Here is a 21,422-nt window from a genome sequence, read left to right on the forward strand (position 1 = left end):
CGTTTCTATGGCGTCTTTATCTAGCTCTGCATCATTACTAATCAAATAGTATACCCTTCACTGCCATCTTTGTTTTTAAAGGTTTGTCGATGTAAAACAACGAGAATATCCATTGCTTTTACCCAACCGTAAATTGGAGTGTCTGACCAATCTAATGAATCAATGCGTTGAAAGCGCCCTTGTAATTTATCTTCTTTGCTAAGCGCTATTAAGCGATTGCTTTTTAGTGCCAATAAAAAATATTTTATCATGGATAAATTTCATATTACCGATGGATGAAAACCCACTGTCAGCCAATACATAACGCCATTTTAACTTATTTTGTTTACATGCTTTGAGGATCTCAATCAAATCATCATTCTTAGTTGTTTCACTTTTTCTTTTTATTTTCCTCGTGGAAATGTCAGAGTATTGAATCGGTTTCGTTATTAGTTTAAAGGCAACTGGAGGCTCGTTCCATTAGCAAATTAATACCTTTCACAGAACGACCAACAGTATGATCAAAGTGCCAGTTAATAAGCTCATTTCCACTGGAATAAGGCTTTTCTTGAACAGTATCATCAAAGATTAATACACTTTCATCAGATTCTATTTCACGTACTTTTTTTTACATTTTGCCACAAATCTGCTGAGCTAAACTGCTTGTGTGAAAGAAAGCGAGTAATTTAATCGTGGCTAATTTCTCCAGCTAAAAGGTTAGATAAGCCTGTTGCCGTTGTGTAACTAAATGAGGTGACAAGATAATCAATGTACAGCTTAAATATTTTTTTGTTTTTATTCATCGCTTCATTTTAGCTGTTTTTAAAATGAAAGGTTAGTATTACTGCGTAACATCAGTTAATAAAGTGGTCAGAATTTGCGTAGGAAAATAGTTAAGAGCAAGGCACACGATTGCGTAATAGCTGGTTATTGCGATTGAGTGCAGCGAAGATATTAACTTTTTAACAAGCAAAAATGACCAAATACTTAGGCTGATTGGTATAATCCACTATTTTAAGTCTCACTATGTTCAAACCTCGGCTAAAAAATTATCCAGAAAACTGTGCGCCAACAATACCAACACCAGAATTTAGCTCATTGGTTGATCTTTTTGAAAATAGTTTTCAACACTATGCAAAAGAGTGTGCTTTTATCAGTATGGATAAAAATTTGACTTATCAGTAATTTGATAAACGATCACAATATGTAGCGACTTATCTGCAGCAAATATTAAAATTAAAGCAGGGGGCACGGGTTGCGATTATGATGTGCAGTATCCCATCGCATATTAAGGGGTGTTACGTGCAGGTTTAGTGGTCGACCCTCTGTACACAGCAACCGAGTTACAACATCAACTTAAAGACTCAGGTGTAGAAGCTATTTTCATCCTCTCAAATTTCGCCTCAACCTTAAAGAAAATAGTAAAGCAAACGGCACTGAAACACGTTGTACTAACTTCAATAGGGGATGAATTAACACGACTAAAGCGTAATATGGTTAATTTTTTTATTACGCATATAAAAAAAGGGTACCTAAGTATAAACTGCCCGATGCTCATCGTTACCGAGAAATGATGGCGTTAGGCGTCCAAGGTCAATATATTCGACCGATCATCAAAAAACAAGATATCGCATTTATTCAGTATACAGGTGGAACAACGGGCATATCAAAAGATGCTACCTTAACGCACGCTAATATGATTGCAAGCTTGCAACAAGCAGAAGGGCTATTCAATCCGTGAGAAAGGAGGAAGCATTGTCACTGCACTGCCTCTTTATCACACTTTTTCATTAACCGTGAACTGTCTGTTTTTTATAAAAAAAGGCAACAGTAATATATTGATCACCAATCCAGGTGATATTCCTGCATTTATTAAAATACTTAAAAAACAACCATTTCATTATTTTACGGGGTTAAACACCCTGTTTAATACACTTTTGCAATCTCCGTTAATCAACAGTGTTGATTTTAGTCATCTAAAAGTAACCTTAGCGGGTGGCATGGCAACACAACAAAGTATCGCTAATGACTGGAAAAAACTCACTGGTTGTACTGTGATTGAGGTAACAGAGTGTGCACCGATGGTCAGTGTTAACTTTCCTTTTAATAACAGTATTGGCTTACCTCTGCCGAGTACGGATATTCGCCTTGTTTTAGAAAATGGGCTTATTGTTGAAAATTAGGATCAAGCGGGAGAGATAGAGATAAGAGGTCCACAAGTGATGTCTGCTTATTAGAATAATCAACAAGAAACAGATTATGTTTTAAAAGAGGGCTGATTTTAAAGTGGTGATATTAGCAGGATTTTTACACCTTGTTGATCGTAAAAAAGAGTTGATTTTAGTGTCTAGCTTTAATGTTTTCCCTAACGAAATAGAAGGGGGTGTTAGCAAACTTACAGGTGTTTTAGAGAGTCCTGCTATCGGTATTGAAGATAAGAAAACAGGCGAAAAGGTAAAATTATTCGTGGTATTAAAGGATCATTCAATTACCATTGAAACAATAAAGAACCACTGTAAAAATTATTTAACCGCTTAAAAATGACCAAAACAGGTTGAGATTGTGACGGAATTACCGAAGAATAATATCGGTAAGGTGCTAAAACGTTTGCTTAAAGAGCGATAGTTTTAATGTGCAACTTAAGGCTATTTTTATCTGCTTCAAGGTAACTGTAGCTATTAAACCAATCACCTACATCAAAACGTTGATAAGATTTATTATCTCTCTCGAATTGATGCTCTGCAACTTGATGTGTATGCCCATGAATAAGGGTTTGGCAACCATGTTTTAATAATAAGCGTTCTACTTCAGCTTGTGTCACACCCATCATATTACTGTTTTTATAGCGTTTTTTAGATTGGCTTGCGGTTCTAATTTTCCAACCCATTTTTTTACGAAAGCGTAATGGCAATAGGTTAAAGATAGATTGTAAAAAAGGATTACGAATCACTTTACGCATTTTCTGATAATTTTTATCGGCTAAACAGAGTGTATCGCCGTGCATTAACAATACTTTTTTACCATACAAATCTATCTCATGATGTTCAGGAAGAAGTTGCATGGTGGATTGTGTTGCGTATCGTTTACCAATCATAAAATCACGATTACCGTGAATATAAAAAATAGGGATATCATTATTGACCGAATAGTCGCGCATTTTTTGCGCAATGTTATCCATCAAACTTGTATGCTCATCATCACCTATCCACACCTCAAACAAGTCACCCAAAATATATAATGCATCAATATTTTTAGTTTTTGTGTCTAAAAATGAAAAGAATGCGTCAGTGATTTTCGGGTGATTCTCACTAAGATGTAGATCAGCAATAAAGAGCGTTGACATATTAACCAACCGTTACATGAGTGATGAATACATCTTCAAGCGGAACATCTTGGTGAACAAAACCAAAGTTGCCTGTTGCAACACCTTTAATTTTATCGACGATATCAAAACCATCAACTACTTCTGCAAATACACAGTAACCCCAGCCATCATTTGTTTCTGATTTAAAATCTAAGAATTTATTATCGTTAATATTGATAAAAAACTGCGCAGAAGCAGAATGAGGCTCCATAGTACGTGCCATTGCAATCGAATACTTTTTGTTTGAAAGACCATTGTTTGCTTCATTTTTAACGGGTTTGTTGGTTTCTTTCTCTTCCATACCTGATGCAAAACCACCACCTTGTACCATGAAACCATCAATCACGCGGTGGAAAATGGTGTTGTCGTAGTGACCTGATTCAGCGTATTGAATAAAGTTAGCAACCGTTTTGGGGGCTTTCTCTTCATTTAATTCAAGTTTAATATCGCCAAAGTTTGTGTGTAACGTAATCATTATCAGATCCTGTTCTTATAAAAAACGCTATCATACCTGATCCCGTTAATTCATTAAATACAAAGGGTGAATTTGTTACTTGTGTAGGTTAGAATCTGTTTTTATTTCGTTTATAGATGGAAGAGTAATGTTAAAGATATACAACACACTAACAAGACAAAAAGAGCAATTTAAACCTATTATTGCAGGCAAAGTGGGCATGTATGTGTGTGGTGTTACCATCTATGATTATTGTCATATTGGTCATGGGCGTACTTTTGTTGCTTTTGATACTGTGGCACGCTACCTACGCTTCAGCGGTTATGATTTGACTTTTATTCGTAATATTACTGATGTTGACGATAAAATTATTAAACGAGCAAACGAAAATGGTGAAACGTGCGATCAATTGACCACACGTTTTACAAAAGCGATGCACAAAGACTTTGATGCCTTAAATATGTTGCGTCCTGATTTAGAGCCTTGTGTGACCGATCATATGCCTGAAGTTATTACTATGATTGAAACCTTAATCGCTAAAAAGCATGCTTATGTGGCGATGAATGGTGATGTGCTATTTTCAGTAGAAAGTTATGCAGATTACGGCAAACTCAGCGGTCAAAACTTAGCGATGTTACAAGCCGGCTCACGTGTTGATGCACAAGAAAAACAGAGTAAAAATAACCCTCTTGATTTTGTATTATGGAAAATGGCAAAACCTGATGAGCCATTTTGGATTTCTCCTTGGGGAGAAGGTCGCCCAGGTTGGCACATTGAGTGTTCAGCGATGAACAATAAACATTTAGGTACCGTGTTTGATATTCATGGCGGTGGCTCTGATCTATCTTTTCCACATCATGAAAATGAAATCGCACAATCATGCTGTGCGCATCACGGTGAATATGTAAATACGTGGATGCATTCAGGTATGGTGCAGGTTGATAAAGTGAAAATGTCTAAGTCATTGAATAATTTTTTCACTATCAAAGATGTGTTAGAAGTGTATGACAGTGAGTCAGTGCGTTACTTTTTGATCTCTGGTCATTACCGTAGTCAACTTAACTATTCTGAAGATAATCTCAAACAAGCGCGTGCAAGCTTAGAGCGTTTTTACACTGCTATTCGTGATATCGATATGAGCAATGTTGAAATTGATAAAAACAATCACTTTTATCAAAAATTCTGTTGTGCAATGGATGATGACTTTAATACCCCAGAAGCATTAGCGGTATTATTTGATCTCACCAAAGAGCTTAACCGTCTAAAAACATCGGACAAAAAACAGGCTTGTGAACTTGCAGCGTTGTTAGTGACACTGGCAAATGTGCTCGGGTTACTCTATCAAAATGCTGATCAGTTTATGCAAGGTGACGAATCAAGTGACGAAGTTGCAATAATTGAAGCGCTTATTAAACAGCGTAACGATGCGCGTACTAATAAGGATTGGCCAAGTGCTGATGATGCGCGTGATAAACTAAGCGCCCTCAACATCGTACTTGAAGATGGTGCAAATGGCACTACGTGGCGTAAGCAGTAGTATAATATGCGTAAGCGATGAGTGTAAATGCGCTTTTAATGATTTTCACTTCATTATCAACCATTCATAATAAATCTTCTGCGTTTTAAAGAAAAAGGTGACAAGTCGCTCTAAAGTCAATAAAATACATTACAAATATATTTTTGTTGAATTGTGACTTGAAAGAGGTTTACTTATTTTTTAACTTCGCATTACCACACACGGATTGTATGATTTTTACAAAATGCAGAAATGGAAACTTCGCAATTTAACGCTCCATCTCTCCTATTGAATTCTTCCTCTCCTGCACTCAGCATATTAATTAAAACAATAGGTTTTATATCAAATGAAAAAAATACTGACGGTTTTTGGCACGCGTCCAGAAGCGATTAAAATGGCACCACTTGTCCACAAACTGGCGGCTGAAAAAAATTTAGAAAGCAGAGTCTGCGTGACCGCACAACATCGTGAAATGTTAGACCAAGTGTTAAATCTATTTGAAATTATCCCCGATTATGATTTAGATATTATGAAGCCAGGACAAGATCTGTTTGATGTTACTGGTAATATTTTATCAGGTTTAAAGGGAGTACTTGATGATTTTAAACCTGATCTTGTATTGGTGCATGGTGATACAACGACAACCTTTTCTGCCTCTTTAGCTGCATTTTATAAGCAGATAAAAATTGGCCATGTGGAAGCAGGATTGCGCACGGGTAATCTTTATTCGCCTTGGCCAGAAGAAGCAAATCGTACATTAACAGGTGTGTTAACACATTATCATTTCGCGCCAACACAGGGTTCAAAAGACAATTTAATTCGAGAGCATGTAGCCGATGATCGCATCATCATTACAGGTAATACGGTGATAGATGCATTGTTATGGGTAAAAGAAAAGTTAGATGGCGATAAAAATGTTAGCGCTGAACTGGCTAAAAGCTTCCCTTTCTTAGATGAAAACAAAAAATTAATCTTAGTAACTGGGCATCGCCGTGAGAGTTTTGGTGGTGGTTTTGAGCGTATCTGTGAGGCGCTAGCGAATATTGCTAACGCTAGACCTGATGTACAAATTTTGTATCCAATGCATATGAACCCAAATGTACGTGAGCCTGTTAATCGCATTTTATCTGGCCTTGATAATGTATTTTTGATTGAGCCACAAGACTATTTGCCTTTTGTTTATCTCATGAATCGTAGTTACCTCATTATCACTGATTCAGGTGGTGTACAGGAAGAAGCCCCATCTTTAGGTAAACCGGTACTGGTTATGCGTGATACCACAGAGCGCCCTGAAGCCGTTGCAGCGGGTACGGTTAAATTGGTTGGCACTGATACACAGTGCATTACACAAAGCACATTAGCATTACTCGATGATCAAGCGTTATATAACAGCATGGCAAAAGCACACAACCCTTATGGTGATGGACAAGCATGTGCTCGAATTGTAAAAGCGTTATTAGCAGATTAATCAAAATCAGTAAAAATTAAGGAAAATAAAATGTCGATTAAAAAAGTATTAGTGGTTGGTTTAGGTTATATCGGTCTACCTACCGCCGCCGTTATCGCATCACGAGGCATGGATGTAGTGGGTTTGGATGTAAACCAAGAAGCGGTTGATACCATCAATAAAGGTGAAATTCATATTGTTGAACCTGATTTAGATATCGTCGTTCGTGCTGTGGTGATGACGGGAAAATTGCGTGCTACTACCGAAGCTGAAGTTGCCGATGTCTTTATGATTGCGGTGCCAACCCCTTTTAAGGAAGACCACTCTCCTGATCTTTCTTATATTCAAGCAGCTGCTAAAACGATTGCACCGGTACTTGAAAAGGGTAACTTAGTTATTTTAGAGTCAACCTCTCCCGTGGGTACGACAGAAAAATTAGCGGGTTGGCTTAAAGAGGCGCGTCCTGATTTGAGCTTCCCACAAGATAAAGGGGATACCGCAGATATCAATATTGCGCATTGTCCTGAGCGTGTATTACCCGGTTATGTATTACAAGAGTTAGTTTCTAATGATCGCGTTATTGGTGGGATCTCTAATCGTTGTAGCGAAAAGGCGGTTGAACTGTACAAAACATTTGTTCGTGGTGAATGTATCATCACCAATGCACGTACTGCTGAAATGGCTAAATTAACAGAAAACTCATTCCGTGATGTGAACATTGCCTTTGCTAATGAACTGTCTGTTATTTGTGACAAACTAAAAATCAATGTGTGGGAATTAGTGAAACTTGCTAACCGTCACCCTCGTGTCAATATTTTAAATCCAGGTCCTGGTGTAGGGGGTCATTGTATTGCGGTTGATCCGTGGTTTATTGTTGATAGTTGCCCAGAAGAAGCAAATATTATTCGTCAAGCGCGCTTAACTAATGATGCCAAACCATTTTATGTTATCGATCAAATAACAAAAGTCGCTGATGAATTCAAACGTCCAGTTATCGCATGTTTAGGCCTTGCATTTAAAGCAGATATTGATGATCTGCGTGAAAGTCCTGCACTGCAAATTGTACAAGAGTTAGCAATACGCAATATTGGAGATATTATTGCGGTAGAGCCAAATATTCAGAGCCTCCCTAAAAATCTTAGCAAAGAGGGTGTTCAATTGGCAACATTAGAAGCCGCGCTAGAGGTTGCTAATGTTGTGGTTGTGCTTGTTGACCATAAAGAGTTTAAAGCGGCTGATAGCACGCAATTTACAACGAAAGTTGTGATTGATACACGCGGTATTATTTAGCTTATTAGAGAATAGAGTGGAAGGTTTTTGCACCTTTTCTTTATTTTCTCTATTTTACATGTATTTAAAGGAAGCACATGACACAGAATAGTTATGTAAAAGATAACATTAATCAGTTTTCTGGACTGTATCGTTTTATTGATTTCATAGTGATTCAAGCATTGTTGTTAATCTGTATCAGATTCTATAATGCCACATTGACTGATACTTACATCATGCTTGGATTAATCGCATCTATCTCTTTTTTTCTGTTTGCTGAAAGTGTGCAACTGTACCGATCATGGCGTACAGGTATTACCTCTCGTTTAGCTTTGTATACACTTTTAAGTTGGGCAAGTGGTGTGTTTTGCGTGGCACTGTATCTCTTTTTTAGTAAAACAAGTGTTGATATTTCACGTGTGGTGATCGGTTTTTGGTTTCTCTGCTCAGCGCTTGTTTTAGTTTCATGGCGATTGTTATTTCGTTTGTATATTTTTAAACGTCGTCGTATGGGTTTAAATACGCGTAGTGTCGCTATTTTTGGCTTAACTCCCTCGGGGATCCGCCTTGCTAACGAATTTATCAATCGCCCCGAAACGGGTTTTACACTGGATGGTTTTTTTGATGACAGGGAAGTAAAACGCTTACCTGAAAAGTATAAAAACAATTTACAAGGTTCAGTCGATACCGGCGTTGAGTTAGCTCGCGCTGGGAAATTTGATGTCGTGTATATCGCTTTGCCTTTAGCCGCTCAAAAACGCATTGAGCTGATTTTACGTTCACTTGGTGATACTACGGTAGATGTACATTTAGTACCTGATTTCTTCACCTTTAATCTTTTACATGCGCGCCTTAGCTATGTTGGTAATATTCAGACCATTAGTGTTTATGAATCTCCGATGAGTGGTCTTGCATCATTGGCGAAAAGGTTTGAAGACATTGTGCTAGGTGCACTTATTCTTATCGCAATTACTATTCCTATGTTATTGATAGCATTACTTATTAAGTTTGATTCTAAAGGTCCTGTATTTTTTAAGCAGAAACGTTATGGTTTAGATGGTAAAGCGATTAATGTTTGGAAGTTTCGCTCTATGACGGTGGCGGATAACGGTGCAGTGGTTAAGCAAGCGACAAAAGGTGATGCTCGTATTACTAAACTAGGTGCAATATTACGCAAAACGTCATTAGATGAATTACCTCAGTTTATCAATGTATTACAAGGACATATGTCTATTGTTGGCCCTCGACCTCATGCGGTTGCACATAATGAGGAGTATCGACATTTGGTTGATTTTTATATGTTACGCCACAAAGTGAAACCGGGCATTACCGGGTGGGCACAAATAAATGGTTGGCGTGGTGAAACAGATACCTTGAATAAGATGGAAAAACGCATCGAGTTTGATTTAGAGTATATTCGTAATTGGTCTATTTTGTTGGATTTAAAAATTATATTTGCTACTATTTTTAAAGGTTTTATTAATAAAAATGCTTATTAATAAACAATACCTTCGCCAATTTTGATTTAAGCCTAAAATGGAATTTTACATCAATATAAATAAAATGCTTACAGGCAAAAAAGTCAGCCGAAATGGGGTGGTTTCCATTCTGGCAAAGATATTGATAAAGAAGCCTCAATTTGAGGCTTCTTGTTAAAATTTAAATTAAAATTCAAACAGGTTATTATCGCGAATTAATTCTCGAGGTAAGTTATTTTTAAGGCGGTTATTAAGCGCTTTACCAAGGCTAATTACTTGACCACGGTAACTCACTAACACTTCACCTGATGCCCCCTCTGTTTCAAGGCCCCTAATGTCCTTACCTTGGTAATATGCTTTTGCCTGTGAGGCATCGAGTTCAATAATATTCTTGCTTGCCTGTTTTTCAAAAGCCGTTATAAATTCATGTTGCGTTTTAAAGCCATTTTTACGTACATTACCAAACTCTTCTGCAATTTTTATCCCTAATCGAGAAAAACGAATCTGGTTCATCAGTGGTTTGATATTATCAGGAAATAACCAAAATTCTTTGTCGCGCTGATACAACATGCCATCAATATGAGTGATGCCAAATTGCCTTTTAAAATAGTCGTAAAGCTCCGACTCTTTTTGACGCGTAGGGCGAATAAATGGCAATCGACCTAAGCGTTTTTTAGCAAGTTCAGGGTTACTTTTAGCTGTTTTACGCAGTGCTGCGACAAAAAAACCTTCACTGTCATAAACCTGTGGCCAAATATGTAAAAAACCCTCTTTAGTACGTGTTTTATTTGCATCGGGGAATAGATTGTTAAGATCTAAAAACTCAATGGAATCAGGAAAGCTATTTTTTAGGAAATGGCAGACATCTTGATTCTCTTCATGGCTTAATGTGCAAGTCGAGTAGACTAATATGCCTCCCACCTTTAAAGCATGAAAAGCACTTTCAATTAATCCCTTTTGTATTAATGAAATATCATCAATTGCTTGTTGCTTCCAATTTTTCATTGCCGATTTATCTTTGCGAATGGTGCCTTCACCCGAACAAGGTGCATCCAATAAAATCGCATCAAAAGTGTGCGGTAGCCAACTGCCAAATACCTTTGCATCAAAATGGGTGAGTGCCACATTTTTTATACCACAACGCTGAATGTTCGCGTGTAACATCTTGATGCGACTTGAAGAAAATTCATTGGCAATAATCAGCCCTTGGTTGTCCATTTTAGCCGCTATTTGTGTGGTTTTTGATCCCGGTGCAGCAGCTGCATCTAATAGTGTCGTCTGCGGTGTTGCTTCAAGAAAATGAAAGAGGGCCGCAACAGGCATCATTGAACTGGCTTCTTGAATATAAAATAGTCCTGCTAAATGCTCAAAACTGTTACCTAAAGGGGTAATTTCATTTTCTATTGCTATCCAAAATCCCTCACAGCACCAAGGGATTGGAGTGAGTTTCCAATTATGTTCAGTCGCGCGTTTTTTAAAGTCTTCAATGGATATTTTTAATGTGTTGACGCGAATAGCGCGACGTAATGGTTGATGGCAACTGTTTACAAAGTCTTGCAGTGAAAGATGCTCTGGTAATATTGTTTTCATTTTATCGATAAAAATTTGGGGTAGCAGTTTATTGTTTTCCATTGTATTCACTATTTTTATTTATTGTTTTTAAGGTTTAGGAATCGCTAACGTCCAAGTTAACCATCTTTCTTTAAACTCTTTTTTAAGTTTAAAATGGCTAAATGCATCGGCAACTTTTTGCAGTTTTTTATTATCATCAGTGCTCATATTAATCCCCCCTTTAATAAGCGAGGTAAGCGACGTTGATTTAAGACTTGCACCCGTAATACCAATATTTAAATTAAACCCTGAAGCGGGCCAAAAAATAGAGTTTTTACGAATAAGGTGTGCGTATTGAGGGTAGATATTAAGGGTTATCTCAACGCCTGAAGCATCGTTGCTTAGCTGTTTATCTATCACTTCACCTATCTGAATTTGGCGGTGGTAAACAGGGCTTGAGATGTCTGTTGAGCCTGCATTATCGGCGACTAAAATAAGGGCTAAACCAATGTTTTTATTCGCAAGTGTGGGGGCTGCACCTTCTCCTTTAAAAAGGGTGGTTAATTTACCTTTGCCGGGTAATACGTTGAGGTAAATACCACTAATTAGTGTGCCTAAGTTTTTAGCGCCAGAGAGTGATATCTCGCTGCGAATGATCCAAAAACGGGTACCTTCTTTTGTTACCTGTTTTACAAACTGTGGGTTAATGTCCACACTCGCTTCAACGTGATTTTTCTTATTCAATTTTAATGCACTTATTTTACCTACCACTAACCCTTTTAGGCGCAGTTTAGTGCCCACTTGTAAGTCATAACCCTCATCAAAAATAAGTTTTATTTTTTTCGGGGGTTGCGTTGCATCTTGATAACTATTAAAGAGTTTATAAGCACCATTTTTAAAGCGATTATTAACATTGCTCGGCGCACTATCAACCGCAATGCCACCCGCTGCAATAGAAAGCAATGACGCGGCTTCTATTTTTATGCCCGATAAACCAGCATCTATTTTAAAGCCACTGATATTCCAAAATAGGCTCTCTTTTTTAATAAGGTGTTTATATTGGCCTTTAATCGCGAGTGTAGTGCGCATCAAACCCGACTCATCAATGGCGAAATGACTCACTTCACCAATAGGGAATTTATGATAATAAACAGGTGAGCCTTCGCTAATAGAAGGAAGTTGTTCACTGAGCAAAGAAACGAACAGGGGTTTGCTAAATACATTCTTGCCGAGTTTTGCCATCGCTTTGGAGGGGTATAAACGAAAGCGCGTATTTTTGTTGATAGACGTGATTTTTTTTGATTTTTTTACTGGGAATTTATTGTATAAACCAATCCCACCAGTGAGTAAGTTTTGCAATGGTGTTACTTGAATCTCAAGCCCTTTTAAAGATGCCTTAATATTGACACCACTTAACAGATAAAATTGGCTACTGGTATTGATTAAATACTGGTATTGATGGTTGATGTGGATAATTGCTTCAATAAACTTGCCATTTTTTGCAAAGTTAAGCTGGTTAATATTACCTATTTTAAGCCCTTTGTAAGAGATAGGGTCGCCCGCATTAAGGCCTGTCGCATCATCGGTTAATAATAGTAATGATAATACAGGTGAAAGTGGCGTTGCGGTTTGTTGCACGATAAAACGGTGCTGTGTTTTTTGTTTTTGTTCTGTTTTTGCCGCTGGCGAAAAGCCGATGTAATCCCCTGTTATTAAGTTACCAATATTCTTAATACTGGAAAATGACAGGGCAGTTCTCTCTAACCAAAACTGCGAACCTGCATTTATCATCTCACTAAACTGCGGATTAATGGTGGCATGTGCAATAAACTGCTTTTTTTCTAGCGAGTATTGAATATCGGTGATACGGCCAATACCGTGGCCTTTAAAAAGAATGCCTGCTCCTTTAGGCAGGTTAGTTATATTATTTAAAACCAACTCAATATTAATTCCTGCATTACTTTTGTCGATATTATCAAAAAGCGTAAAAGGGCTATTATCTGATATTTTTTTACTCTCTCGGGGTGAACTAAAGGTAATACCACCTGCAATCAGCGAACTGATACTATCAAGCTTAAAATCGAAACCAGTGCGAGAAATGTTGGCACTTAACCCACTGATATTCCAAAACTTGGTCTGCTCTTTAATCAGGTGGCTATATTTTTTGTCGATAAAAGCGTTGATATTAATAAACTGATCACTTTTATCTAAGCGCACTCTGACCACTTCACCAACCTTTATTTTTTTATAAAAAAGTGGTGTTCCAACACTGATTGAACCTGCATTTTCGTTTTTTAGATTAACCAAAAGCGCATTATCTGGAATGGTGATGGGCTGCTCTGAAACAGCGGTAAAATTTGAAACATCATCACCACTGCCCGGGTGCAGGTTAATATAACTGCCCGAAAAAAGTGTATCCAAACCTGTGATAGAGGTAAGAGAGGCTTTAGGGGAGACCAACCAGAATTGTGTTTTTTCACGTAACATAAATTTAGCATGAGATTCAATCTCAACCATCACGTTTACGCCATTGCTACTATCAAGTTCTACTTTTTTTACAGTGCCAACGATAACGCCTTTATAACGAACACGGGTTTTATCGACGATGATACTTTCTGCATTTTCAAAATGTATCTTAATGGTTGTTTTAGCATGGGTAATGTTTTCAAACAGGATCCACAAGCCTAAAATAGCCGCCACAATAGGTAAAAACCAGATAGGGGAGATTGAGCGAATATTCACTGATTTTGCTTGGTTTTCTAAAATGTGTTCAGTCATTATATTCATTGTCCTGAAGTTTATTGTTTTGATTCTCTTGAGAATCCCAAATTAAACGTGTATCAAAGCTATTGGCTGCAAAGAGGGTAGAGATCACCACTATCGTAAAAGAGGAGGCTGCTACCCCAGGATAAACGGAGAGTAGGTGGCCTTTATCAAATACCGAAACCATGATGGAGATAATAAATAGATCTAATATTGACCAACGACCTACCCAGTCTACAAAAGTAAAAATGAGTAACTGTTTTTTTGCCGAGAATTTCCAGTGCAGTTGCACAGAAAGAGCGATAAAAATAAGTGCCACAAGTTTTAAAACCGGCACCACAATTGAAGCGACAAAAACAATCAGTGCAATGCCGAACATATCACTCTCTAGCAATGAAATAATGCCACTAAAAATAGTATCAGGATAGAGAGTATTGTTCTTAAGTAGATAAGTAATAGGATAAATATTGGCTGGGATGATGAAGATGAGTGCTGTAATTAATAATGCCCATGTTTTTTGCAGGCTATCTTTTTTGCGCAGTGAAATTTTTTGATGACAGACCGGGCACTGTGTTGTGTCCATGTTATGTTCACTATAGTTTCCACAAACAGAGCAAACTTGTAATGCTTGCTCTTTGCCCGTTTTCCCTGCTATCGCTACCTTTTTCATAAGCTTTGATATTTTTCCCAATATTTATGATTACTATAGTTACTGATAATAGTCATGTTTAATAGCAGTAAACCGACAAAAAAATAGAAACCTAAACCGAGATAGAGATCGGCATAATTCATCAATTTAAAAATAGCCACCATTAAACTAACCATATAGACCTCTAACATCGACCAGTGTATTAGTAGACGTGTGATTTTAAACAGCTTAGGTAAATAAGTCGACTTGTAGTTAATCGCTAAGTAACCACTGCTAATTGCAATGCTTAAAATAAGTAGAGTCGGCGCTATTGCCGCGCAAAGAATAACCACAAAAGAGACCAGAGGCGCGCTATCGATCATCATCATTGCACCTTGCAAAAGGTTAGTTTCTTCCGTGATCCCAAGCAGATGTATTGAAAATAGAGGTAAATTAAAAGCGGGTATGGTCATCATAAGTGCCGTTAAGCAAAGTGCAAATAACCCCGCAGGGTTACACCAGCTATTTTTATAGATAACCCGATCACAACGAATACATTTTGCTACATGGCCCATTTTCATCTCTGGAATCTCAGATGTCATATCACAATGTCGACAGATGATTGTTTTCATTCAATAAGTTTCTATTAATAAGTTGGGTTAATTCTACCCGTTACCAACCAAGGTGCTTTATTCAGTCGTCAGCTCGGACACTAAGGCAAGGCGCAGTATGATGACCTTACGAGAGATTAATCCTCTATCGATATTGATTAAATGCCAGCATTTAACAATTCGTTAGAAAGTATCGATTGAATCAGTTAGACCTTCAGCTTTCTGCCTAGAATCTGTTCAGCTCATCGTTTGCTGAATTTTGCACTTTGAATGATAACGGCTATAAACCTTGAGTATACTAACAAAAGTTGCATTTTTCACAAAAAACATTTACTGTATATATAACCATGAATAATTGAAATAACAAAATAAAAAGAAGAGGCTACCGTGGCAGTCATCATTAAATACATTGTAGAAAGAAAAGGTGTTGAAAAAATGACCTTTACCAGTAAAAAAGAAGCAGATGCTTACGATAAAATGCTTGATAGCGCCGATCAACTTGCTGAGTTTTTAAGTGCAAGCTCAGTGACATTAGATGATCAACAACTTGAAGAGTTAGGTTTATACCTTGCAAGCAATAAAGAGGTGGTACAAGGGTTATTTAAAGGTAATACATTTCCCGCTGTCGAGGAAAATGCTGAACAAATAACAGATAAATAAGCTCCTTGCGTAATTGAGTCTTTAAAATCCCCGTGCTTTACTTTAAAATGCACGGCCAATTTATGGATTAATTACTAACTACATATGCTTTTTGGTTTGAAGCATCACTGTGAGGATAAAATCAGATGCCAATTATTACACTTCCCGACGGTAATCAACGTCAATTCGATAACACCACTTCAATTTTAGAAATTGCAGCCGACATCGGTCCAGGTCTTGCAAAAGCATGTATTGCGGGTCGTGTTGATGGTCAACTTGTGGATGCGTGCGATCCTATCGAAAATGATGCCAGTATCTCAATTATTACCGCAAAAGATGAAGATGGTTTAGAAATTTTACGTCACTCTTGTGCGCATCTTTTAGGGCATGCAATTAAGCAACTTTATCCAAAAGCAAAAATGGCGATTGGTCCAACGATTGATAACGGTTTCTATTACGACATCGACGTAGATGTTGCGATTAACGATGAAGAGTTAGCTAAAATTGAAAAGCTAATGAATAAGTTAGTTAAAACTAACTACAAAGTAATCAAAAAGAAAGTGTCTGTTGATGAAGCGATTGCAGTTTTTAAAGAGCGCAATGAGCCTTATAAACTAGAGATCTTAGAAGGTATCCATAAAGATGATCGTCCGGGTCTTTATTTTCATGAAGAGTATGTTGATATGTGTCGTGGTCCACACGTACCAATGATGAAATTCAGCCAATACTTTAAGATAATGAAAGTGGCGGGTGCATACTGGCGTGGTAATTCAGACAATAAAATGTTGCAACGTATTTATGGCACAGCATGGGCTGACAAAAAACAGCTTAAAGCCTACCTGAAACGTCTTGAAGAAGCTGCAAAACGTGATCACCGTAAAATTGGTAAACAGTTAGACCTTTATCATATGCAAGAAGAAGCGCCAGGTATGGTGTTTTGGCATGCAAATGGCTGGACTATTTATCGTGAATTAGAAAAATATATTCGTGAGCAAACAGAAGCTTATGGTTATGAAGAAGTTAAAGCACCACAGATTTTAGACCGTTCTTTATGGGAAAAATCAGGCCATTGGGGTAAGTACAAAGACAATATGTTCTGTACTTGTTCAGAAAATCGTGATTACGCCATTAAACCGATGAACTGCCCAGGTCATATTCAAATCTTTAACCAAGGCCTTAAATCATACCGCGACTTACCATTGCGTATGGCTGAGTTTGGCTCTTGTCATCGCAACGAACCTTCTGGCTCACTGCATGGTTTAATGCGCGTTCGTGCGTTCACACAAGATGATGCACATATTTTCTGTACAGAAGCGCAAATACTGGATGAAGTCTCATCTTGTATTCAGATGGTCTTTGAGTGTTACAAAACATTTGGTTTTGAAAACATTGAAGTTAAATTGTCAACACGTCCAGATCAACGTGTGGGTGATGATGCAACATGGGACAAAGCAGAGACGGCACTTGCAGATGCATTAACTAAAAATGACATTGATTTTTCATGGTTACCGGGTGAAGGTGCTTTCTATGGACCTAAAATTGAATTTACTTTGTATGATTGTTTAGGTCGTGCGTGGCAATGTGGTACAATACAACTCGACTTCTCAATGCCTGGTCGTTTAGATGCGTCATTTGTGGGTGAAGACAACGAACGTCATACACCTGTAATGATTCATCGTGCTATTTTGGGTTCACTTGAGCGCTTTATCGGTATTTTAACCGAAGAGTATGCAGGATTTTATCCGACGTGGTTATCACCAAAACAGGTTGTGGTAATGAATATTACCGACAAACAAGCTGATTTTGTGCATGAAGTTGTAAATAAATTGAAAAAATCGGGCATTAGAGCCATTTCGGACTTGAGAAATGAGAAGATAGGCTTTAAAATCCGCGAGCATACATTAAAACGTGTTCCATACTTACTTGTCGTTGGAGACAAAGAAGTAGAAGCAAATGAAGTTGCGGTAAGAACACGTAAGGGTGATGACCTAGGTAAACTCAAAGTTGAAGACTTTGTGAACCAAATTAAAGAAGAGATCATCGCTCGTCGATAACTACTATTGGAGGAATTTGTTATAAAAGGTGCAAGAAAAGCCCCGCAGCAGGGCAATAAACATCGCTTGAATGAAGAGATCACTGGTCACGAAGTTCGTTTATCAGACTCAGATGGCAAGCCTGTTGGTGTTGTTTCTTTAGAAGAAGCAAAAAACATGGCGTTTGATGAGAATCTTGATCTAGTTGAGATAAGTCCTAATGCAGAGCCACCAGTGTGTCGCATCATGAATTATGGCAAATTTCTCTATGAAAAGAGTAAATCCGCAAAAGAACAGCGGAAAAAGCAAGTTCAGGTCCAGCTGAAGGAAATTAAATTCCGTCCTGGAACTGACGAAGGCGATTATCAGGTAAAACTACGCAACCTGACTCGCTTTTTAACCGAGGGCAACAAGGCTAAAGTAACACTACGTTATCGTGGTCGTGAAATGGCACATCAATCACTTGGATTGGATCTGTTAAACCGTATTAAAGCGGATTTAGCAGAGATATCTAATGTTGAATCTTTCCCGAAAATGGAAGGTCGACAAATGGTAATGGTACTTGGTCCTAAACGTGCTAGCTAAGGCATTAAGTAGTGGTTCGCCACTCGCCTTACTGGTTTATATTAACCTTAGAACAATGCGGAGTTCGCAATGCCTAAAATGAAAACGAACAAAGGTGCTGCAAAGCGCTTTAAAAAGACTGCCTCTGGCGGCTTTAAGCGTAAGCAATCACACTTACGTCATATCCTTACTAAAAAATCTACTAAGCGTAAGCGTCATCTACGTGCACAAAGCATGGTAGCAAAAGTAGACGTACCTAGTGTCAAAAGAATGTTACCATTCGCTTAATTGTAAGGAATAAAAAATGCCAAGAGTAAAACGTGGTGTACAAGCGCGTGCACGTCATAAGAAAGTACTAAAACAAGCTAAAGGTTATTACGGAGCTCGTTCACGTGTTTATCGTGTAGCAGTTCAAGCAGTAACTAAAGCGGGTCAATACGCTTACCGTGACCGTCGTCAACGTAAACGTGTTTTCCGTCAACTATGGATTGCACGTATTAACGCTGCATCTCGTATTAGCGGTCTATCTTACAGCCGTTTCATCAATGGTCTTAAAAAGGCTTCTGTTGAAATCGATCGTAAGATCCTTGCTGATATCGCAGTATTTGATAAAGCAACATTTGCTCATTTAGTTGAAGTAGCTAAAAAAGCACTTGCTTAATCTTAACTGATAGCAAATAGATTTTAAAAGGAGACCTTGTGTCTCCTTTTTTTTTATCTATCTGTATCTTGTATTTTTATGTTATTTTTTATTAAATAACATAAAAATGCTGTTCCAGTTTCAATCCTCGTTATTATGGGTAATTTATATGAATGAACTTTTCTCAAATCGAATCGCTGGTGTGCCTCCCTCTTTTATCCGTGAAATTTTAAAAGTCGCCGTTGATCCAGAAATTATCTCTTTTGCGGGCGGACTGCCTAATCGTGATCTTTTCCCTGTTGCTGCATTGCAAAAAGCAACTAATGATATCTTCGATGAAGATGGTAAAGATATTTTGCAATACACGGGCACTGAAGGTTATTTACCGTTGCGTGAAATGATTGTTGCAGACTATAAACGCAAAGGGCTCGATATTGATGTAGATGAAGTATTGATCACTAATGGTTCACAGCAGGGATTAGATCTTCTCGGTAAAGTATTACTTAACGAAGAAGATGAGGTGTTAATTGAAGAGCCGGGTTATTTAGGGGCTATTCAAGCCTTTGAAGTTTATCGTGCGAAGTTTATTTCCGTGCCAGTAGGGCAGGAAGGTATGGATATTACCTCCCTGAAAGAGGCATTAATAACCAGCAAAGCGAAGCTGATGTATACCGTGCCAAACTTCCAAAATCCATCAGGTATCTCCTACAGCAATGAGAATCGCCAAGCAGTAGCAGATTGTTTACGTGAAACAAAAACCCTGTTAATTGAAGATAACCCTTATGGTGATTTGCGTTTTTCAGGTGAGAATAAGGTCTCTTTTAAAACCTTATTACCTGAGCAAACGATTCTTCTAGGCTCATTCTCAAAGATTATTGTGCCATCATTTCGTCTAGGTTGGATTGTTGCACCTTGGGTATTAATGGAAAAATTAGTCATTGCAAAGCAAGCCGCCGATCTACACTCTAACTACTTTTGTCAGCGAGTTTTACACCGTTTCTTAAAAGATAATGACTTGCAAGCGCATATCGAAAAAATCATTTCGGTATACGGCAAACAGAAATTAGTGATGGAAGCTGCCATTAAACGTTGTTTCCCCAAGGAGGTGACTTATCTTAATCCTGAAGGTGGCATGTTTCTTTGGGTAACACTGCCTGAGTCTTTATCGGCTACGGAGTTATTTGATAAAGCGATTGAACAAAAAGTAGCATTTGTACCGGGCGACCCTTTCTATGTTTCTAAACGTGGTCTGAATACGTTGCGCTTAAACTTCTCAAGTGTTGATCCTGATGTGATTAATGAGGGAATTGAACGTTTAGGTAAAGTGTTATATGAGATGCTAGAAAAATAGTTTTTTCAAACTCATAAGCCATAAAAAGCCAATCATTTGATTGGCTTTTTTGTTTTTAATCAAAGTGTAAAGTGTGATCTCTATTACTATCCTCCATAGAAATTAATTAATGGAGAGAGAGATGACAACTGTTGATCTATCAACAAATATTGCAGGTGTAGCACTTAAGAGTTACTTAATGAATGCATCTGGCCCTAAATGCACCACGTGGGAAGAACTTGAAGTGGTTGCTCAGTCTGCATCTTCTGCAATAATGACGAAATCGTGTACCATGGAATACCGAGAAGGGAATCCTGAGCCTCGTTATAGTGATTTGCCACTGGGATCTATTCAATCCATGGGGTTACCAAATTTAGGTTACAAAGCCTACCTTGAGATGGTGCCTCGTTTAAAAGCACTTGGAAAGCCGGTTATTGTCAGTATTTCAGGGTTTAGTATTAAAGAGAATATTGAGATGGTCAGTGCATTTCAAAAAAGTGATGTTGATTTAATCGAAGTTAACTTTTCATGCCCTAATATTCCCGGCAAAGCACAAGTCGCTTATGATTTTGAACAAGTAGAATCTGCGTTAGCTGCATTAACGGTGCTAGGTGATAAACCCATCGGCATTAAGCTTGCTCCCTATTTTGACATGTCACACTTTATTGCCATGGCAACTATCTTAAACAAATTCCCCGTTAAATTTATTACCTGTGTGAATTCTATCGGTAATACTTTGATCATTGATCCTGAAACAGAGAGTCCAATCATCAAACCGAAAGGGGGCTTTGGTGGGTTATGTGGTGATTATATTAAACCGGTTGGTCTTGCTAATGTACGTGCATTCCGTGAATTACTGGATGACGATGTACAGATTATCGGTGTGGGTGGGATTAAAAATGGTGTCGATGCCTTTGAATACCTACTCGCAGGTGCTGATGCGGTGCAGATAGCAACCTGTTTTGAAAAAGAAGGTGAAGGTTGCTTTAAACGTATCGAAGATGAGTTAACCGCCTTTATGGTGAAAAAAGGTTATACACAACTCAGTGATGCTAAAAACAAATTAAAACCTCTATAACGTAATATTCCAATAAGATGACAGTTGTAATATAACTGTCACACAAGCGCAATATACTCCCAGCATCAATAATGTTGG

21 protein-coding genes and 1 pseudogene are annotated in these 21,422 nt (G+C 37.9%); 15 read left to right on the forward strand and 7 right to left on the reverse strand.

The window, feature by feature from the left end; all coding sequences use genetic code 11:
* Nucleotides 1-782, reverse strand: a pseudogene (locus G322_RS24740) (transposase); the annotation flags it as partial.
* Nucleotides 783-1,005: 223 nt separating this feature from the next.
* Here G322_RS24740 and G322_RS24665 point away from each other — a divergent pair.
* The 4 genes from G322_RS24665 to G322_RS24755 all read left to right on the forward strand — a co-directional run bounded on the left by G322_RS24665 (nucleotide 1,006) and on the right by G322_RS24755 (nucleotide 2,517).
* Complete coding sequence (locus tag G322_RS24665; protein ID WP_342662412.1) at nucleotides 1,006-1,164, forward strand: hypothetical protein; 159 nt, start codon at nucleotides 1,006-1,008, stop codon at nucleotides 1,162-1,164.
* A gap of 388 nt (nucleotides 1,165-1,552) precedes the next feature.
* The gene (locus tag G322_RS24745; RefSeq protein WP_425413885.1) at nucleotides 1,553-1,720 is read left to right on the forward strand and encodes an AMP-binding protein; all 168 of its coding nucleotides are present in this window, start codon (nucleotides 1,553-1,555) and stop codon (nucleotides 1,718-1,720) included.
* Nucleotides 1,680-2,162 carry an AMP-binding protein gene (locus tag G322_RS24750; protein ID WP_425413886.1) on the forward strand — a complete coding sequence of 161 codons (483 nt, stop codon included), beginning with the start codon at nucleotides 1,680-1,682 and terminating at the stop codon, nucleotides 2,160-2,162. Before G322_RS24745 ends, G322_RS24750 begins: the two co-directional genes overlap by 41 nt.
* A 103-nt stretch (nucleotides 2,163-2,265) precedes the next feature.
* The gene (locus tag G322_RS24755) at nucleotides 2,266-2,517 is read left to right on the forward strand and encodes an AMP-binding enzyme (RefSeq protein ID WP_028866408.1); all 252 of its coding nucleotides are present in this window, start codon (nucleotides 2,266-2,268) and stop codon (nucleotides 2,515-2,517) included.
* Between the two features lie 73 nt (nucleotides 2,518-2,590).
* Here G322_RS24755 and G322_RS0104385 read toward each other — a convergent pair whose 3' ends face one another.
* The gene (locus G322_RS0104385; RefSeq protein WP_022940592.1) at nucleotides 2,591-3,322 is read right to left on the reverse strand and encodes a UDP-2,3-diacylglucosamine diphosphatase; all 732 of its coding nucleotides are present in this window, start codon (nucleotides 3,320-3,322) and stop codon (nucleotides 2,591-2,593) included.
* A 1-nt stretch (nucleotide 3,323) separates the two neighbouring features.
* Nucleotides 3,324-3,818, reverse strand: a complete 495-nt coding sequence (locus tag G322_RS0104390; protein ID WP_022940593.1) for a peptidylprolyl isomerase — start codon at nucleotides 3,816-3,818, stop codon at nucleotides 3,324-3,326.
* A gap of 127 nt (nucleotides 3,819-3,945) precedes the next feature.
* Between G322_RS0104390 and cysS the strand changes: the two genes are divergently transcribed.
* The 4 genes from cysS (at nucleotide 3,946) to G322_RS0104410 (ending at nucleotide 9,528) form a co-directional block, all read left to right on the forward strand.
* Nucleotides 3,946-5,334, forward strand: coding sequence for a cysteine--tRNA ligase (gene cysS / locus G322_RS0104395; RefSeq protein WP_022940594.1), 1,389 nt, complete (start codon nucleotides 3,946-3,948; stop codon nucleotides 5,332-5,334).
* A 325-nt stretch (nucleotides 5,335-5,659) separates the two neighbouring features.
* A complete protein-coding gene (gene wecB / locus G322_RS0104400) occupies nucleotides 5,660-6,781 on the forward strand; it encodes a non-hydrolyzing UDP-N-acetylglucosamine 2-epimerase (protein WP_022940595.1) in 1,122 nt (373 codons plus the stop codon).
* Nucleotides 6,782-6,811: 30 nt separating this feature from the next.
* Entirely contained in the window at nucleotides 6,812-8,050 is a 1,239-nt protein-coding gene (gene wecC, locus G322_RS0104405; protein WP_022940596.1) for a UDP-N-acetyl-D-mannosamine dehydrogenase, read from the forward strand.
* Nucleotides 8,051-8,127: 77 nt separating this feature from the next.
* On the forward strand, nucleotides 8,128-9,528 hold the full coding sequence (locus tag G322_RS0104410) for an undecaprenyl-phosphate glucose phosphotransferase (RefSeq protein ID WP_022940597.1): 1,401 nt from the start codon (nucleotides 8,128-8,130) through the stop codon (nucleotides 9,526-9,528).
* Nucleotides 9,529-9,693: 165 nt separating this feature from the next.
* Here the strand turns inward: G322_RS0104410 and rsmF are convergent, their stop codons facing one another.
* The 4 genes from rsmF to G322_RS0104430 are packed head-to-tail and all read right to left on the reverse strand — an operon-like array spanning nucleotide 9,694 to nucleotide 15,081.
* Nucleotides 9,694-11,139, reverse strand: coding sequence for a 16S rRNA (cytosine(1407)-C(5))-methyltransferase RsmF (gene rsmF, locus G322_RS0104415; protein WP_022940598.1), 1,446 nt, complete (start codon nucleotides 11,137-11,139; stop codon nucleotides 9,694-9,696).
* A 27-nt stretch (nucleotides 11,140-11,166) separates the two neighbouring features.
* Nucleotides 11,167-13,836, reverse strand: coding sequence for a PqiB family protein (locus tag G322_RS0104420; RefSeq protein ID WP_022940599.1), 2,670 nt, complete (start codon nucleotides 13,834-13,836; stop codon nucleotides 11,167-11,169).
* Nucleotides 13,829-14,491, reverse strand: coding sequence for a paraquat-inducible protein A (locus G322_RS0104425; protein ID WP_022940600.1), 663 nt, complete (start codon nucleotides 14,489-14,491; stop codon nucleotides 13,829-13,831). Before G322_RS0104425 ends, G322_RS0104420 begins: the two co-directional genes overlap by 8 nt.
* Entirely contained in the window at nucleotides 14,488-15,081 is a 594-nt protein-coding gene (locus G322_RS0104430; protein WP_022940601.1) for a paraquat-inducible protein A, read from the reverse strand. Before G322_RS0104430 ends, G322_RS0104425 begins: the two co-directional genes overlap by 4 nt.
* A 366-nt stretch (nucleotides 15,082-15,447) precedes the next feature.
* Between G322_RS0104430 and G322_RS0104435 the strand changes: the two genes are divergently transcribed.
* From G322_RS0104435 to G322_RS0104465, 7 genes are all read left to right on the forward strand, one after another.
* Nucleotides 15,448-15,720 carry a YebG family protein gene (locus tag G322_RS0104435; protein WP_022940602.1) on the forward strand — a complete coding sequence of 91 codons (273 nt, stop codon included), beginning with the start codon at nucleotides 15,448-15,450 and terminating at the stop codon, nucleotides 15,718-15,720.
* Between the two features lie 125 nt (nucleotides 15,721-15,845).
* Nucleotides 15,846-17,753 (forward strand): threonine--tRNA ligase, encoded by a 1,908-nt coding sequence (gene thrS / locus G322_RS0104440; protein ID WP_022940603.1) that lies wholly within the window; start codon nucleotides 15,846-15,848, stop codon nucleotides 17,751-17,753.
* 6 nt (nucleotides 17,754-17,759) lie between these two features.
* Nucleotides 17,760-18,317 carry a translation initiation factor IF-3 gene (gene infC / locus G322_RS0104445; RefSeq protein ID WP_022940604.1) on the forward strand — a complete coding sequence of 186 codons (558 nt, stop codon included), beginning with the start codon at nucleotides 17,760-17,762 and terminating at the stop codon, nucleotides 18,315-18,317.
* A gap of 69 nt (nucleotides 18,318-18,386) precedes the next feature.
* Nucleotides 18,387-18,584, forward strand: coding sequence for a 50S ribosomal protein L35 (gene rpmI, locus G322_RS0104450; protein ID WP_022940605.1), 198 nt, complete (start codon nucleotides 18,387-18,389; stop codon nucleotides 18,582-18,584).
* 16 nt (nucleotides 18,585-18,600) lie between these two features.
* Nucleotides 18,601-18,957, forward strand: coding sequence for a 50S ribosomal protein L20 (rplT, locus tag G322_RS0104455; protein WP_015464855.1), 357 nt, complete (start codon nucleotides 18,601-18,603; stop codon nucleotides 18,955-18,957).
* Nucleotides 18,958-19,105: 148 nt separating this feature from the next.
* Entirely contained in the window at nucleotides 19,106-20,287 is a 1,182-nt protein-coding gene (locus G322_RS0104460; protein ID WP_022940606.1) for an aminotransferase-like domain-containing protein, read from the forward strand.
* Between the two features lie 121 nt (nucleotides 20,288-20,408).
* Nucleotides 20,409-21,344: a dihydroorotate oxidase gene (locus tag G322_RS0104465; RefSeq protein WP_022940607.1), complete on the forward strand. Its 936-nt coding sequence runs from the start codon at nucleotides 20,409-20,411 to the stop codon at nucleotides 21,342-21,344.
* Nucleotides 21,345-21,422 lie beyond the last annotated feature (78 nt).

It is taken from the genome of Psychromonas hadalis ATCC BAA-638 (assembly GCF_000420245.1).
GTDB lineage: Bacteria > Pseudomonadota > Gammaproteobacteria > Enterobacterales > Psychromonadaceae > Psychromonas > Psychromonas hadalis.